A 15,730-nucleotide genomic window follows, 5' to 3' on the forward strand; every position below is an offset into this window, starting at 1 on the left:
CCGGAGTACCCTTCCTTGATCGTTGAGTGGGGGCTTGCTCCACGCAAGAGCTCGGGGGAGCGGAAGGCGGTGCGCGGGTGGGCTCGGGAGGGCTGGAGCTGCCTCCTGGTGACGAGGGTCACGAGGGGAACTCCACAGATGTCCCACCCGGCGCGGTGTCCCTGGCGCGGCCGATGGAAATGGGATCAATTGGACCGGAGTTGGACTGGGGCGCCGACGCCTGGCGCGAGGTGCGTACGCGCGCCCAGCGGGCCGGCCGCGCCTACATCTGGCTGAACCTGGTCGAGCAGCGGCTGCGCGCGGTCGTGGCCGCTGTTCTCCGTCCCATCTACGAACCCGTCCACGGCGACGAATGGGTGGTGGCCGCCGCCGGACCCGCCGGACAGGAGTGGGTGCAGCGCGCGGTCGCCGTACGCGAAGTCAGCCGCCGCAAGGGGTACTTGCTCGACCCCGCCGACGACAACGTCCTCAGTTTCCTGACCCTGCCGCAGCTCCGCGAGCTGATGGTGCAGCACTGGCCGTGCTTCGAGCCCTACTTCGACGAGCGTCGGGACGTCGAACTCGCCCTGGACGAGCTGGAAGTCACCCGGAACGTCGTCTCGCGTAACCGGGCGCTGTCCGAGGCGGTCCTCGCGCAGGCCGAGCGTGCCGCGTCGAAACTCCTGGAGATACTCGGCGCCGGCAGCGACGTGCCCTCCGCGCGCAGGCTGCCCGTCGACGCCGTCGAGAACCTGGTCGGCGACCGGTACGCGGACGTGGTCGGCGTGCACTCCGACCGGGTGCGGCTGCTGCGTCAGTTCCCCGCCGAGGATCTCTTCGGCGGCGCCCGCCGTCTCGACGCCATCGGCATCGGCCTGAACCTGCTGGTGCAGAACTTCTCCGGGCGGCGGCTCGTGCGGCTCGCCGAGTCGGGCTGCCGGGTGCGGCTGCTGTTCCTGAACCCCGCCTCCAGCGCGGTGAAGCGGCGCGAGCGGGAACTCGGCATCAAACGGGGCGAGTTGAGCCGCGCCGTGGAGATGAACATCCTGCACATGCGCCGGGTTCGGTCCAGGCTGCGCGACCCGGGCGCCTTCGAGATCCAGGTGTACGACGAGACGCCCCGCTTCACCGCGTACCTCGTGGACGGGGACGGCTCGGACGGCATCGCGGTCGTGCAGTCCTATCTGCGCCGGACGCGCGGCATGGAGGCGCCGGTACTGGTGCTGCGTGGCGGCGGCCGAGTGGTCAAACCGGACGAGGTTGACGAAGAGGGGCTTTTCTCCACATACCGCGAGGAGTTCGAGGTGGCCTGGGCGGATTCACGGCCGGTGTCCTGACGCTCCCGGCGCGCTGAGAGGCGGGGGAAGCGGAATGCGGCCCTCGGATTGTCAGTGGTGCATGGGATCGTGGAGACCACTGGGGGAAAGCACCACGAAGAAGGGGGGCCGCCCATGGGCTGGCACCAGGAGCTGCTGATCGGCTTCGACCTGGAGACGACCGGGACGGATCCGCGCGAGGCGCGCATCGTCACGGGTGCCGTGATCGAGGTCAAGGACTCAGAGCCCATAGGGCGCCGGGAGTGGCTGGCCGATCCGGGCGTGGAGATTCCGGCGGACGCGGTGGCGGTGCACGGGATCTCGAACGAACGGGCGGCCGCCGAGGGCAGGCCCGCCGACCAGGTGGCCGACGCCATCGCGGGTGTCCTCGTCGGGTACTGGAAGACAGGCGTGCCGGTCGTCGCCTACAACGCGGCCTTCGACCTGACCCTGCTCTCCGCGGAGCTGCGGAGGTACGGTCTGCCGTCGCTGCGCGACCGTCTGGGCGGCGTGGATCCGGCGCCCGTCATCGACCCGTACACGATCGACCGCTCGGTGGACCGCTACCGCCGCGGCAAGCGGAACCTCGAAGCGGTCTGCACGGAGTACGGGGTCTCGCTGGACACCGCCCACGACGCCTCGGCCGACGCGCTCGCCGCGGCCCGGCTGGCCCGTGCGATAGCCGACCGCCACCCGAAGGTCGCGGCCCTCGGCCCGGCGGAGCTGCACCGCCGGCAGATCGAGTGGTATGCCGAGTGGGCAGCCGACTTCCAGAGCTTCCTGCGCCGCAAGGGCGAGACGGACGCGGTGGTGGACGGGACTTGGCCCTTGCGGGAGTTGGCGGACGAGCCGGTCCCGACGGACTGAGCGTCGTCACGCCGGCGCCGGGCTCGCGATGCGCGCGACCCGCGGCCGGGCGAGTTCGGCGTAGGCGGAGCCCGAGATGACCAAGGAGCGGTCCAGACGGGCGGCGTTGAAGTACAGCCGCGGCTGTGCGACGACGTCCGGGTCGGCGACGAGTACGAGGTCGGGGTCGAAGCTGAACGGGAGGACGCTCCCGGGGACGGCCCGGGCCAGCCGCTGCGCGGTCTCCGCGTCGCTGAAGCCGACATAGCGGGCCGCGAAGAGCGTCCGTACGGCGTCCAGGTCCACCCGCCGGTCTCCGGGGACGACCGCGAGCACATGACGTGTGGTGCGGCGGTCGGTCTTGACCCGCAGGACGATGCACTTGGCGGCCTGGGAGACGGGGTGTCCGCGCAGCGCGCTGACGGTGTCGGTGGCGCCCTCGGGTTCGTGGTCGATGAGGCGGTAGTCGACGGAGGAGGTGTCGAGGAGGGAGATCAGCTGCCGGTAAGTGTCGTCGTCGGGCATGGGGTGTCCTTTTCGAGGCGTTGAGCTGTGGAGCTTTGAGCTTCTCTGCCTTGAGCTTCGGTGTCCTGCGCCGTCGTGGCGGTGATGGCGGTTTCGCCGGTCCCCATGGGCTCGGCGGCGGTGCGATGGGCCCGTTCCACGGACTGGCCCCAATAGGTGCCGCCGACCATCAGGGCCGCGCCGAGGCCGGTGAGCCAGGTGAGGTGTTCGCCGCCGAGGGTGATGCCCACCGTGGCGGCCCAGATCGGTTCGGTGCCAAGGAGCAGGCTGGCCCGGCTGGCCGAAGTGCGCTGCACGGCCCAGGTCTGGGCGAGGAACGCGAACACACTGCAGAACAGGGCGAGATAGACGAGTTGTGCCCAGGTCGCGGTGTCGGCGTGGGCCAGCGTCGGTAGGTCGTGCGCGGCCGGTGCCAGGAAGAGGGCCGAGCCGACGAGGGTCTGCACCGCCGTCAGGTGCAGCGGGCGTATCGACCGGCGTGCGGTGAGCCGTCCGACGAGCACGACATGCACCGCCCGCACCAGCGCGGCGGCGAGCATCAGCAGGTCGCCGAGGCGGAGACCGTGGAAGCCGTTGCCGGACATCAGGAGTCCGACGGCCAGGACGCACACCCCGGCGGCGGCGAAGAACACGGGAGGCAGCCCACCGCGCCGGCCCGCGCGATCGAGGAGCGGGGTGAGCACGATGGTCAGGCTGATGATCAGCCCGGCGTTGGCGGCGCTGGTGTGTGCGACACCGTACGTCTCCACGACGAGGACGGCGGCCTGGGTGACCCCCAGGGGCACCCCGGCCCGGATCTCGTCGCGGGTCCATCGGCGCGCGCCCCGGGGTGCGCCCCGGCGGGCGGCGACGAGGCCGAGACAGGCGAGCGCGGAGAACGCGTACCGCACGAACAGGACGACCAGAACGGGCAGGGCGGAAGTGGCCGTCTGGGCGGACAGATAGCTGGAACCCCAGACGAGCGCGACAAGGAGGAGTACCAGATCGGTACGGCGGGTGTCGGACACCTGCCTACGGTGCACCGAGGGTGTCCCTGAAGCCCAGAGGCTCCTTCTAAAACGATCTTTTAGTTCCCCTACATTGTCCGCCTACACTGGGACACGTGGACGAACGGCAGCTGAGGATCCTGCGGGAGCTCGGCGAACTGGGCAGTGTCACCGCGGTCGCCGAGGCACTGCTGGTGACGCCCTCGGCGATCTCACAGCAACTGCGGCTGCTGCAGCGCGCGATCCCGGTCCCGCTCACCGAGCGCCAGGGCCGACGGCTGGTGCTCACCGACGCCGGACAGGCGCTGGCGGGCGCGGCGGTCGAGGTGGAAACGGCTCTGGCGCGGGCCCGGCACACGGTCGACGAGTTCCTCGACCGCCCCGACGGCGAGGTGTCGGTGGCGGCGTTCCACAGCGCGGGTGCGACGTTCTTCCCGCCGCTGCTGCGCGGCCTCGCCGGACCCGGCCGACCGGTTCTGGCGCTCGCCGACGAGGACGTGGCGCAGGACGACTTCCCCCGGCTGACCAGGGAGTACGACCTCGTCCTCGCCCATCGCCTCGACCACGCCCCGCCATGGCCGCGCACGGTGACCGTGACCACACTGCTGCGCGAGCCGCTGGACGTGGCGATGCCCGCCGACCACCCGCTCGCCACCAAGCGGCGTGTCTCCCCACGCGATGTGGCCGACCAGCCGTGGATCACCGTGCACGACGGCTTCCCGGTCATGGCCACCATCGAGGCCATCGCCGCCGCGGCCGGCCGGCCGCTCCATCTCGCGCACCGCATCAACGAGTTCGCGGTGGTCGCCGAGGCCGTCGCCGCCGGGGGCGGCCTCGCGCTGATGCCCCGCTGGACCACGCGACCGCATGCCGCACTGGTCCTCAAGCCGCTCAGCGGCGTACAGGCGAGACGGCACATCGATGCGCTGCACCGCCCCGAGCGCACGGCCCGCAAGGCGGTGCGCACGGTCCTGGCGGAGCTGCGCCGCGCCGCCCGCACGGTCCAGGCCCGGGACACGGGCGAACCGTGGCCGGCTCTTGAGGCCCACGGCACATCCGTACCTCCGGACCGGGACCGGTAGCGAGCCCGGCGCTCCTCAGAGGTACCCCGACCGGGACTGGTGGCGAGCCCGTCGTTCCTCAGAGGTACCCCGACCGGGACTGGTGGCGAGCCCGTCGTTCCTCAGAGGTACCCCGACCGGGACTGGTGGCGAGCCCTGCGTTCCTCAGAACGAATACCAGCGCACGCTCTCGTCGCCGTCCCGCAGTGACGCCACCCGGCGCTCGAACTCGGCCAGTGCCTTGGGGTTGCTCGGCGCATGCTGGGCGACCCAGGAGCAGCTGGCGGTCTCGCGCGCTCCCCGGAGCACGGAACAGCCCTCCCACTCACGGACGTCCCAGCCGTACACCTCGGTGAAGGAGTCGTACGCCTCGGCAGGCAGCCCGTAGCGGTCGCGGGACAGGGCCATGACCACCAGGTCGTGTTCGCGCAGGTCGGCGGAGAAGGTCTCCAGGTCGACCAGGACCGGTCCGTCGGGGCCGACATGGACATTGCGGGGCAGCGCGTCGCCGTGGATCGGGCCCGGCGGCAGATGCGGGGTGAGCGCGGCCGCGGCCGTCGCGAAGCCGTCGCGCCGGGCCCGCAGGTACGCCGCGTCCGCGGGGTCGATCGCGTCGCCCGCCAGACGCAGCCAGCGCTCCACACCGCCCAGCAGTTCGCGGGGCGGCAACGCGAAGGAGGGGGAAGGCAGTGCGTGCACCACCCGTAGCAGTTCGGCCAGATCCCGGGCCTCCGCGGGGCGCACCGGATCGGGCAGCCGGTGCCACACCGTCACCGGGTGACCGTCGACCAGCCGCGCCTTGGGCTCCGCGGCCCGCACGGCAGGGACGTCCGCGTCGGCGAGCCAGGCCGCGATGTCCAGCTCCCGCCGCGCACGGTCGAGGAGTTCGGCGTCGCGCCCCACCTTGACCACCAGGTCACCGGCGGCGAACACCGCGTTCTCGCGCAGGGCGAGGAGAGTCGCCTCCCGCACCGGCTCCGGCAGCACACCCGCCGCGGCCAGTACGTTCCGCGCCTGTGCCTCGTCCATCATTCGCCTCCCATGGTTCCTGCCGGCCCCCGCACACGGCGTCACGATCGCGCCATTTACGTCGGCCAGTGTTGCATTCGCACTGGTCGGGCGCCCGCGAAGGGGGCTGCACGCTGTCTTGACGTCACGTCAGACCATCAGCACGATGACGGGGCCGCCAGGACGTCGGGCCTGGTCGTCACGGTGCCGCCTGCCGGACGCCGCCGCCGTGACGACCGGGCCCAGACCCGCACGAGCCGCCCGAAGGAGCTGAATCCGTGACATTGGCGACCGCGACGAGGCGGTCAACGAAGCGTGCGTCCGGCGGGGGCGCGGAGCGTCGTCCCGCCGATCACGGCGCCTGGTTCCTGGTGCTGCCCGCTCTCATCCCGATCCTGGTGCTCAGCGTCGGACCGCTGCTGTACGGGATCGCGCTGGCGTTCACCGACTCGCAGTCGGGGCGGACCCAGTCCACGCAGTGGATCGGCGTGCTCAACTTCCAGGACCTGCTGCACGACACACTGTTCTGGGACTCGTTCCGGATCGGCCTGCTGTGGGCGGTCGGGGTGACCGTGCCGCAGTTCCTCCTCGCGCTCGGACTCGCCCTCCTGCTCAACCAGGAGCTCCGCCTGCGCTGGCTCGCGCGCGCCCTCGCGATCATCCCCTGGGCGATGCCCGAGGTCGTCGTCGGCGTCATGTGGCGCATTGTGTACAACCCGGACGCGGGCATTCTCAACGAGACGCTGCGCGACCTCGGCCTCGGGGACGGCCGCGACTGGCTCAGCGGTCTGGCGACCGCCCTGCCCGCCGTCATCGTCGTCGGCGTCTGGGCGGGCATGCCCCAGACGACGGTGGCCCTGCTCGCCGGCCTGCAGAACACCCCGCGCGAACTGCACGAGGCGGCGGCGATGGACGGCGCCGGAGCCTGGCGCCGCTTCCGGACGGTCACCTGGCCCGCCCTGCGGCCGATCGCGCTCGCCGTCACGGCGCTCAACTTCATCTGGAACTTCAACTCCTTCGCGCTGGTCTACGTGCTGACCAACGGAGGCCCCGGCGGTCGTACGCGCCTGCCGATGCTCTTCGCCTACGAAGAGGCCTTCCGCTACGGCCAGTTCGGCTACGCGGCGGCGATGGGCTGCGTGATGGTCGCGCTGATCTCGGTCCTCCTCGCCGTCTTCCTCGTGGGCCGCCTGAGGGGAGGTGAGGACGCATGAGGACCAGTAAGGGCGCCCGCGTCGGCCAGTACCTCGCACTGCTCGGCTATCTCGTCTTCCTCGCCTTCCCCTTCCTCTGGCTGATCTCCACCGCCTTCAAGCCCCCGCGCGAGCTGGCGAGCCTGCACCCCACCTGGATCCCCAGGAACCCCACCCTCGCCAACTTCCGCCAGGCCTTCGACGAACAGCCCTTGCTGCAGGCCGCGTTCAACTCCCTCGTCGCGGCGCTCGGCGCGGCCGTCATCGCCGTACTGATCGCGACCCCGATGGCGTACGTCATGGCCCGGCACCGCACGCGGCTCGCGAAGGCCGCCACCGGGTGGGTCGTGGTCAGCCAGGCGTTCCCGTTCGTGCTGGTGATCATCCCGCTGTTCCTGGTCCTCAAGAACCTCCGGCTGATCAACTCACTGCCGGGACTGATCATGGTGTACGTGGTGTGGGCGCTGCCGTTCGCGCTGTGGATGCTGGTGGGCTACGTACGGGCCGTGCCCACCGAGTTGGAGGAGGCCGCGGCGGTGGACGGGGCGGGCAAAGTGCGCACCTTGATCTCCATCACCGCGCCGCTGCTCGCGCCCGGCATCGTGGCGACGGCGCTGTTCGCGTTCATCAGCGCGTGGAACGAGTTCTTCTTCGCCCTCGTGCTCCTCAAGACCCCGGAGAAACAGACGCTCCCGGTCGTCCTCACCCACTTCATCGGAGCCGAGGGTGTCGCGGACCTCGGCCCACTGGCCGCGGCGGCGTTCCTCGCGACCCTCCCCTCGCTGGTCATCTTCGCGATCATCCAGAAGCGGATCACGGGCGGCATGCTCGCCGGGGCGGTGAAGAGCTGATGCGTACGCGATGGATCCTCGCGGTGGTCATGGGGCTGCTGCTCACGGCCTGCTCCTCGGACGACGGCACCTCCGACGGACGGATCACTCTCCGGTTCCAGTCGCTCGCCTGGCAGGAGGAGTCCGTCGACGCCAACAAGGAGTTGGTGGAGGAGTGGAATGCCGCGCACCCGGACGTCAAGGTCGAGTATGTGCAGGGGAGTTGGGACAGCGTCCACGACCAGCTGCTCACCTCCTTCGAGGGCGGTGAGGCCCCGGACATCATCCATGACGCCTCGGACGACCTGGCGGACTTCGCGTACGGCGGTTATCTCGCGGATCTCAGTGAGTTGCTGACCGAACGGCTCAAGTCCGACATCCCGCAGCGCAGTTGGGAGACGGCGACCTTCGGGGACGGGATCTACGGTGTGCCGTTCCTGCAGGAGCCGCGCGTCCTGATCGCCAACGCCGAGTGGCTCAAGGAGTCGGGCGTCCGCATCCCGACACCGGAGAACCCGTGGACGTGGGAGGAGTTCCGCTCGATCGCGAAGGAACTGAGCGGTGGGGGAAAGTACGGGGTCGCCTGGCCGCTCAAGGAACCGGTCTCCGCGACGCTCAACCTCTCCCTCTCCACCGGCGGGCAGATGTTCCACCGGGGCGAGGACGGCAAGGTGACGGTCCGTTTCGACGCGGCCGACGAGGTGGTGCCGAGGACGGTTCACGACGAGGTGAACACGGACGGGAGCGCGTCGACCACGACGCTCGGCATGGGCGGCTCCGACACGCTGCCCGGGTTCTTCGGTGGCAAGTACGCGATGGTCCCGCTCGGCTTCTCCTACCGGCAGCAGATCGTCCAGCAGGCGCCGAAGGGCTTCGAGTGGCAAGTGCTGCCCGCTCCCGCCGGCGCGGACGGCCTCACCCAGGGCGTCAGCCCGCAGACCCTCTCCGTCGCCGAGGACAGCCCGCACAAGAAGGAGGCCGCCGAGTTCATCGACTTCCTGCTCCAGCCGGAGAACATGGTCCGCCTCGCCCTCGGCGACTGGATGCTGCCCACCGGCACCGAGGCCCTCAAGGACCCTGCCCTGCACACCACGAAGGACGACTGGGCGACCGGCACCGCGCTCGCCGCCCACCTGCGCTCGGCGCCCGCCCAGTCCGTGCGCGGCTACCCCGAGTGGAAGGACAAGGTCGCCACCCCCGCGTTCCAGGAATACTACAGCGGGGCGATCGACCTCGATGAGCTGAGAAAACGGCTCGTGGAGGACGGGAATCTGGTGCTGGCGCGATATCAGAGGTGAGCCCGGCACCTGCGGGACTCGTGGTGGTGCGGATGCCTGACGCCCGTAAATGAGGTTGTACGAGACGTCTCGTCTCGCTTAGCCTTTCCGCATGACCACACGACGCGCCCACATCGCCATGTTCTCCGTCGCCGCCCACGGGCATGTGAACCCGAGCATCGAGGTGATCCGGGAGCTCGTCGCGCGCGGGCACCGGGTCACGTACGCGATTCCGCCGATCTTCGCCGACAAGGTCGCGGCGACCGGCGCCGAACCCGTCCTCTACACCTCGACGCTGCCGTCCCCCGACGACGACCCCGCCGCCTGGGGGACCACCCTCCTCGACAACGTCGAACCCTTCCTGGCGGACGCCATCCAGGCGCTGCCGCAGCTCGTGAAGGCGTACGAGGGCGATGAGCCGGACCTCGTGATTCACGACATCACGTCCTACCCGGCCCGTGTCCTCGCGCACCGCTGGGGCGTCCCGGCCGTCTCCCTGTCGCCGAACCTCGTCGCCTGGACCGGCTACGAGGAGGAGGTCGGCGAGCCGATGTGGGCCGAACCGCGCAAGACCGAGCGTGGACGGGCGTACTACGCACGCTTCGAGGCCTGGCTGGCGGAGAACGGGATCACCCAGGACCCCGACCGGTTCGGTGGCCGTCCCGCCCGCTCCCTCGTGCTCATCCCGAAGGTGCTCCAGCCGCACGCGGACCGGGTGGACGAGACGGTCCACACCTTCGTCGGCGCCTGCCAGGGCGACCGCGCCGGGCAGGGCGAGTGGCAGCGCCCCGAGGGCGCCGAGAAGGTGCTGCTCGTGTCGCTGGGCTCCAGTTTCACCAAGCAGCCCGACTTCTACCGGGAGTGCGTCAAGGCGTTCGGCGACCTGCCCGGCTGGCATGTCGTGCTGCAGATCGGGAAGTTCGTCGACCCCGCCGAGCTGGGCGAGGTGCCCGGCAACGTGGAGGTGCACCAGTGGGTGCCGCAGCTCTCGGTCCTCCGCCAGGCCGACGTGTTCATCACCCACGCGGGGGCGGGCGGCAGTCAGGAGGGGCTGGCCACCGGGACGCCGATGGTCGCCGTACCGCAGGCCGTCGACCAGTTCGGGAACGCCGACATGCTCCAGGCGCTCGGCGTCGCCCGACACGTACCGATGGAGGAGGCGACGGCGAAGCACCTGCGCGAGACCGTCCTCGCACTGGCCGCGGACTCCGGGGTGGCGAGCCGCCTGCACGAGATCCAGCAGCAGATGGCGGGGGAGGGCGGCACAAGGCGGGCAGCCGACCTCATCGAGGCCGAACTGCCCGCCGACGGTCAGGAGTAGCCGATATTGGCTAAACCCCGACCCTCTCGCCCTCCACGGCGGGCGGCTGAGGCGGCGACAAGGCCTCCGCCGACTCGTCGTGCGTGAGGTCGGGCAGGCGGTTCATCCACTTCGGCAGGTACCAGTTGCGCTCGCCGAGCAGGGCCATCACGGCCGGGAGCAGCACTCCGCGGATGACGGTCGCGTCGATCAGCACCGCGGCCGCCAGGCCCACGCCCATCTGCTTCATGGACTGCATGGACAGGGTTCCGAAGATCGCGAAGACGGCGACCATGATGACCGCGGCGCTGGTGACGACACCCGCCGTGGTGACCACGCCGTGCCGGACCGCGTCCTTGGTGTCGAGCCCCCGCAGCCGTGCCTCACGGATCCGCGAGACCACGAACACGTGGTAGTCCATCGAGAGCCCGAAGAGGATCACGAACAGGAACAGCGGCAGCCAGGTGACGATGGCACCCACCCCCTCAGCGCCCACCAGCGACGCGCCCCAGCCGTGTTGGAAGACGGCGACCAGGATGCCGTAAGCGGCGGCGACCGAAAGGAGGTTGAGGGCGATCGAGGTGATCGCGATCGTCAATGAGCGGAACGAGAGCAGCATCAGCAGGAAGGCGAAGACGACCACGAACGCGAAGACCGGGGTCACCGAGCCGACCAGCTGCTCGTTGAAGTCGTGCGACCCCGCGACCTGCCCGGTGATCGGCGCCTCGACTCCGTCGACCTTGCCGAGGGTGTCCGGCCGTACCGTGTCGCGCAGCAGGCCCAGGCTCTGCTCCGCCTTGCCCTGATCGGAGCCGCCGACCAGCGGTACGGAGACGAAGGCGACGTTCTGCGCGTCGTGCACCTTGATGTCGACCGGGCCGAGCGAGGCGCCCGAACTGATCGCCTCCGTACGGAAGTCTGCGAGCGCGGCCTTCACGTCGGCGGCGTTGATGTCGTCCGCCTTGACGACCACCACGGCGGGATCCGAACCGCCGGGGAAGGCGTCGTTGACCCGGTTGTACGTGCCCACGATCGGCACCGAGTCGCCGAACTCCTGGTCCAGGGTGAGGTTCTGCGTCTTCATGCCGAGCGCGGGCGCGGAGATGGCAAGGAGTGCGCCCGCCGCGACGACCAGCGCGAGGCCGGGCTTGGCGAGTACGACGTTCAGCACGGCGCCCCAGAAGCGGCTCTCGCCGTTGCTCTTGCGGCCGTTGCCGTTCTTGCGCCGCTTGGCGCGGTGCAGGAACGGGATCCGTCCCTTCTCGACCCGCTCGCCGAGCAGCGACAGCAGGGCGGGCAGGACCGTCACCGAACCGACCATGGCGACCGCCACGACCATCAGCGAGGCCAGACCCATCGCCTCGAAGTCGGCGAGCCCCGTGAAGAGCATGCCCGCCATCGCCACGCACACGGTCACACCCGAGACGATGATCGCGCGGCCACTGGTCGCGGCGGCGATCCGCAGAGCGGTCTCGGGGTCGCGACCCGCCTCGCGCTCCTCGCGCTCACGGCGAAGGTAGAACAGGCAGTAGTCGACGCCGACCGCCAGACCGACGAGGAGCATCACGGAGCTGGCCGTGTCGCTCATCGGCATCACATGGCTGACCACGGCCATCAGGCCCATCGTCGCCATGATCGCGGTGATCGCCAGCGCCACCGGCACCAGCGCCGCGACCAGCGCGCCGAACGCGATCAGCAGAATGCCGAACGCCACGGGCACGGCGGAGAATTCGGCCCGCTTGAAGTCCTTGCCGGTCGCGTCGGCGAAGGTCTCGTTCATGCTGGCGCCGCCGATCTCCTCGATCCGCAGCTCGGAGTGGCCCTTCTGTACCCCCTCGACGGCCTTGAGCACCGGCTCGACGCGGTCGCCCGCGGTCTCCGCCTCGCCGCGCATGTCGAACTGCACGAGCGCGCTGAGGCCGTCCTTCGAGACCGTGCCGGCGTCGTACGGCGACGTCACGTCGGTGACCTCGCCGGTGCCCTCGACCGCCGTGACGACCTCCGCGACGGCGCTCCGGAACCCGGCGTCCGTGGCCTTGGTGTTCCCGTCCTTCGCCTGGATCAGAACGCTCTCACTGGCCGGCTCCTCGATCCCCGCGTCCTCGATTATCTTCGCGGCGGTGTGCGTCTCGCCCTTGAGGGCCTCGCTCTCCTTGACCTCGACGCTGCCCATGGCCGAGCCGAGCCCCATCGACAGGACGACGAACAGCACCCAGATTCCGACAGCCGCCCATCGGTGGCGGGCGCTCCAGCCGCCCGCTCGGGCGGCGATCCCCCGCACCCTTGTGTCTCGGTTCCCCATGACGGGCAAGCCCCCTCGTCTGCGGTGACAACCCCCTGCCGCCACCTCGCACTTCGAAGGTATGGGCCGGATAAGAGCGTCTCGTCGTGCTGCCCGGTGAGCCGCCGGGCGCCGGACTCCTCCGTGCGGACCCCGCCGTCTCCGCACTGCGGAGGATCACGGCCCCTTACACCTAATGGCGCTTCTCGGGGGTCGTGATCAGGGTGACCGCTCGCCCTAAGGTGTGCGGATGACGACGATGACGTACGCGGCGCTGCTGCGCGGGATCAATGTTGGCGGAGCCAAGAAGGTGCCGATGGCCGAGCTGCGCACACTGCTTGAGGGGCTCGGGTACGGCGGCGTACGCACGTATCTCCAGAGCGGCAACGCCGTCTTCACGGCCGGCCACGGCGACGAGGAGTCCCTCGCCGCCGAGCTGGCACAGGCCATAGAGAAGCACTTCGGCTTCACGGTGGGCGTGCTGGTGCGCGACCACGCCTACCTCAGGGCCGTACGGGAGGCGTGTCCGTTCCCGGCCGCCGAACTGGAGGGCAAGCAGCTGCACGCCACGTACTTCTCCGCCCCCGTCGACGCCGGGCGCTTCGCCTCCGTCGACCAGGAGGCCTTCCTCCCCGAGGAGTTCCGGCTCGGCGACCGCGTCCTGTACCTCTACGCCCCCGACGGCCTCGGCCGCTCCAAGTTGGGCGAAGCCCTGTCCAAGCCGCGGCTCCTCAAGGGCATCACCGCCACCACCCGCAACTGGAACACCGTCGTCAAGCTGGAGGAGCTGACCGCTGTCGAAGGGTGACCTTACGGTTGCCGCCGTAGGTCGTGTACGAGGTGATCTCGTCCGGGACGGTGAGGCGCGGGTCCTGGTAGAGGCGCCGCAGCTCGTCCTCGGAGCGGGCGTCGGCGACGGCGTCGATCAGGGCGAGATCGTCCTCGGTGAGGGACGCGTCGTCGAGGATCTCGGGGCCCCAGCCGTCCCAGGGAAGCGGCTCCACGCCGTGCAGGGCGGCCAGGTCCTGCAGGACACGGGCGCGCAGGAACCACATCCCGCTCAGCTCCGGGGCGCCGGAGAAACCGAACGTCTTGAAGTCGAGTTCCCCCGTGCGACACGCCCGCCAAGCCTCGCCCGCCATCAGGAACCGGTCGCGCGGCACGTCCAGCGGGTCGAAGGGCACGTCGTACGACTCGTGCAGGACCTGGGCGTCGACGAGCCGCCAACTTCCGTCCGGCGTGGTGTATTCGGTGATCCAGTGGTCCTCGTGGAAGCCCTCGATGAAGTACGTGGCGAAGCCGCCGCGGATCCGCGCGGGTGTCCCCGTGGCCCGCAGCAGCGAACACAGCAGCAGCGAGAAGTCCCGGCAGGTGCCGACGAACCTTTCCCCGGGTGCGCGGGGCCGGGTGAGCGGTGCGTCCCGGCGCTCCCGCAGGATCCGCAGCAGCTCGGTCACGTACCGCGCCTCGGCGTCCACGTGCAGTCGTTCGTCCGGGATGACGTGGCCGAAGCGCCATCCCTCCAGCCGGTGGATGATCAATTCCCTTACGAGGTGGGCGAGTCGGCCGGGATCGCGTGGCAGGTCACCGGTGTCCAGGTCGCCCGGGTCGCTGTACGCACTCTGTGTCAGGTAGAGGTCCATGACGAGCACCCTCGGGTCTGTCCCGGGGGCAAGGTCAACCCGGCGTCGCGTTTGTTCAAGAGGGGCGCGGGCCGGGTGCCTAGCGTGGGACGCATGAACCGAGACAGCGTGTACCCGTACATGGCCGAATGCGCTGCCGAAGCCGCCCGCGTCGCACGCGGCGTCACGGCCGCCGGCAGCCCACTGACCGGTCCCACCCCCTGCGCGGACTGGGACCTCCGCACCCTGGTCAACCACTGGGTGCTCTACACCTCGCACGGAATGGAGCACCGGGCGCTGCGCGAACAGCTATCGGAGGAGCTGACGGGGCGCGACTTCACGGCCGACCCGGACTGGGCCGAGGCGTACGCGGCCCAGCTGGACCGTGCCGTCGCGGCATGGAAGGACCCTTCCGTGTGGGAGGGCGAGGTCGACCTCGGGATGGCGAAGATGGCCGCCACCGAGCTCGCCGCGATGATCGTCAAGGAGACGGCCGTCCACGGCTGGGACGTCGCGACCGCCACCGGCCAGGAGTTCCGCGTCTCGGACGGCGCGGGGCGGCTCGTCCTGGACGTCGTCGAGACGCACGGTGCCCTCTACCGCCAGTACGACGGCTTCGCCGACCCGGTGGCCGTTCCCGAGGACGCGCCCGCCTTCGAACGCGCGCTGGCGGCGAGCGGACGGGATCCGCGGCGGGCCGCCGTGGGCGACGCACACCGGTAGGACCGCCGGTCTTCTCAGCCCCCGCCGCCAGAGCCGTTCTGCTCAGCCCACCGCGGCCAGCGCCGGCAGCGACGCCTCGTCGTACCGGTCGAGGAGCACCCGTGCCACCTCAGGCGCCGGACCGAGCACATCGGCGAGTACGTCCGCCTCGGCGGCCCCCCGTGCGATGCGGTCCGGCAGGAAGCCGGGCGCCAGGACGTAGCGCGCGACCGCGACCCGGGCGCAGCCCAGGGCGCGGAGCTCGCGTACGGCTTCCTCCGTGCGGGGCCCCGACGCGGAGGCGAACGCAGGTCGCACGGCGCACCAGCCGGTGTGCCGCCACTCCCGCGCGATTTCAGCGATCACTGCGATCGCCTCCGGGTCCGTGGACCCCGCCGAGGCCAGTACGACCCCGGTCGAGGACTTGTCGGCCGGCGTCAACCCGGCCTCGTACAAACGCCGTTCGAGGGCCGAGAGCAGCAGCGGCGACGGGCCGAGCACCTCCGCCTGGCGGATGCGGAGCTGTCGCGGCGCGGCGTGCAGGACCGCCGGGATGTCCGACTTCGCGTGGAAGGCGCGGGTCAGGAGCAGGGGGAGGGCGACCACGTCCCGTACGCCCTCGGCCGCCAGGGACTCCAACACCCCGTTCACCGACGGGATGTTGAAGTCCAGGAAGCCGGTCTCGACACGGACGCCGGGGCGTTGTGCCCGTACCCGCCGCACCAGGGCGTGCACCGTCGCGGCGTGCCGCGGGTCGCGGCTGCCGTGGGCGATGACCAGAAGGACCGGCTGTTGGCGCATGGT

At 70.6% G+C, this 15,730-nt stretch carries 15 protein-coding genes; 9 read left to right on the forward strand and 6 right to left on the reverse strand.

The window, feature by feature from the left end; translation table 11 throughout:
- Positions 1-77 precede the first annotated feature (77 nt).
- Both OG219_RS36950 and OG219_RS36955 read left to right on the forward strand, forming a co-directional pair.
- Positions 78-1,316 (forward strand): SAV2148 family HEPN domain-containing protein, encoded by a 1,239-nt coding sequence (locus OG219_RS36950; protein ID WP_266833999.1) that lies wholly within the window; start codon positions 78-80, stop codon positions 1,314-1,316.
- A gap of 114 nt (positions 1,317-1,430) precedes the next feature.
- Entirely contained in the window at positions 1,431-2,162 is a 732-nt protein-coding gene (locus tag OG219_RS36955) for a 3'-5' exonuclease (protein ID WP_266834001.1), read from the forward strand.
- 6 nt (positions 2,163-2,168) lie between these two features.
- Here OG219_RS36955 and OG219_RS36960 read toward each other — a convergent pair whose 3' ends face one another.
- Positions 2,169-2,666 carry a YbaK/EbsC family protein gene (locus OG219_RS36960; RefSeq protein ID WP_266834003.1) on the reverse strand — a complete coding sequence of 166 codons (498 nt, stop codon included), beginning with the start codon at positions 2,664-2,666 and terminating at the stop codon, positions 2,169-2,171.
- Entirely contained in the window at positions 2,636-3,673 is a 1,038-nt protein-coding gene (locus OG219_RS36965; protein ID WP_266834005.1) for a DMT family transporter, read from the reverse strand. The genes OG219_RS36960 and OG219_RS36965 overlap by 31 nt, the downstream gene beginning before the upstream one ends.
- A 95-nt stretch (positions 3,674-3,768) precedes the next feature.
- Between OG219_RS36965 and OG219_RS36970 the strand changes: the two genes are divergently transcribed.
- Positions 3,769-4,734: a LysR family transcriptional regulator gene (locus tag OG219_RS36970; protein ID WP_266834007.1), complete on the forward strand. Its 966-nt coding sequence runs from the start codon at positions 3,769-3,771 to the stop codon at positions 4,732-4,734.
- A gap of 144 nt (positions 4,735-4,878) precedes the next feature.
- Here the strand turns inward: OG219_RS36970 and OG219_RS36975 are convergent, their stop codons facing one another.
- Positions 4,879-5,742 (reverse strand): phosphotransferase enzyme family protein, encoded by an 864-nt coding sequence (locus OG219_RS36975; RefSeq protein ID WP_266834009.1) that lies wholly within the window; start codon positions 5,740-5,742, stop codon positions 4,879-4,881.
- A 257-nt stretch (positions 5,743-5,999) separates the two neighbouring features.
- Between OG219_RS36975 and OG219_RS36980 the strand changes: the two genes are divergently transcribed.
- From OG219_RS36980 to mgt, 4 genes are all read left to right on the forward strand, one after another.
- Entirely contained in the window at positions 6,000-6,935 is a 936-nt protein-coding gene (locus OG219_RS36980; protein ID WP_266834011.1) for a carbohydrate ABC transporter permease, read from the forward strand.
- The gene (locus OG219_RS36985) at positions 6,932-7,765 is read left to right on the forward strand and encodes a carbohydrate ABC transporter permease (protein ID WP_266834013.1); all 834 of its coding nucleotides are present in this window, start codon (positions 6,932-6,934) and stop codon (positions 7,763-7,765) included. The genes OG219_RS36980 and OG219_RS36985 overlap by 4 nt, the downstream gene beginning before the upstream one ends.
- A complete protein-coding gene (locus tag OG219_RS36990) occupies positions 7,765-9,042 on the forward strand; it encodes an ABC transporter substrate-binding protein (RefSeq protein WP_266834015.1) in 1,278 nt (425 codons plus the stop codon). Before OG219_RS36985 ends, OG219_RS36990 begins: the two co-directional genes overlap by 1 nt.
- Positions 9,043-9,133: 91 nt before the next feature.
- Positions 9,134-10,342, forward strand: a complete 1,209-nt coding sequence (gene mgt, locus OG219_RS36995) for a macrolide-inactivating glycosyltransferase (RefSeq protein WP_266834017.1) — start codon at positions 9,134-9,136, stop codon at positions 10,340-10,342.
- 10 nt (positions 10,343-10,352) lie between these two features.
- Here mgt and OG219_RS37000 read toward each other — a convergent pair whose 3' ends face one another.
- Entirely contained in the window at positions 10,353-12,623 is a 2,271-nt protein-coding gene (locus OG219_RS37000) for an MMPL family transporter (RefSeq protein ID WP_266834019.1), read from the reverse strand.
- Positions 12,624-12,852: 229 nt separating this feature from the next.
- Here OG219_RS37000 and OG219_RS37005 point away from each other — a divergent pair, with 229 nt between their 5' ends.
- Positions 12,853-13,410, forward strand: a complete 558-nt coding sequence (locus OG219_RS37005) for a DUF1697 domain-containing protein (protein WP_266834021.1) — start codon at positions 12,853-12,855, stop codon at positions 13,408-13,410.
- On the opposite strand, the gene OG219_RS37010 is transcribed toward OG219_RS37005, so the two are convergent.
- Positions 13,376-14,245 carry a transglutaminase-like domain-containing protein gene (locus tag OG219_RS37010; RefSeq protein WP_266834023.1) on the reverse strand — a complete coding sequence of 290 codons (870 nt, stop codon included), beginning with the start codon at positions 14,243-14,245 and terminating at the stop codon, positions 13,376-13,378. The two genes, OG219_RS37005 and OG219_RS37010, sit on opposite strands and share 35 nt — an antisense overlap.
- Positions 14,246-14,338: 93 nt before the next feature.
- On the opposite strand from OG219_RS37010, the gene OG219_RS37015 reads away from it, so the two are divergent.
- Positions 14,339-14,947, forward strand: a complete 609-nt coding sequence (locus OG219_RS37015; protein ID WP_266834025.1) for a TIGR03086 family metal-binding protein — start codon at positions 14,339-14,341, stop codon at positions 14,945-14,947.
- Between the two features lie 42 nt (positions 14,948-14,989).
- Here the strand turns inward: OG219_RS37015 and OG219_RS37020 are convergent, their stop codons facing one another.
- Positions 14,990-15,727, reverse strand: a complete 738-nt coding sequence (locus OG219_RS37020; protein WP_266834026.1) for a sirohydrochlorin chelatase — start codon at positions 15,725-15,727, stop codon at positions 14,990-14,992.
- Positions 15,728-15,730: the final 3 nt, after the last annotated feature.

Origin of the sequence: Streptomyces sp. NBC_00038 (genome assembly GCF_026343635.1) — a bacterium.
In the GTDB taxonomy this organism is placed as follows: Bacteria; Actinomycetota; Actinomycetes; order Streptomycetales; family Streptomycetaceae; genus Streptomyces.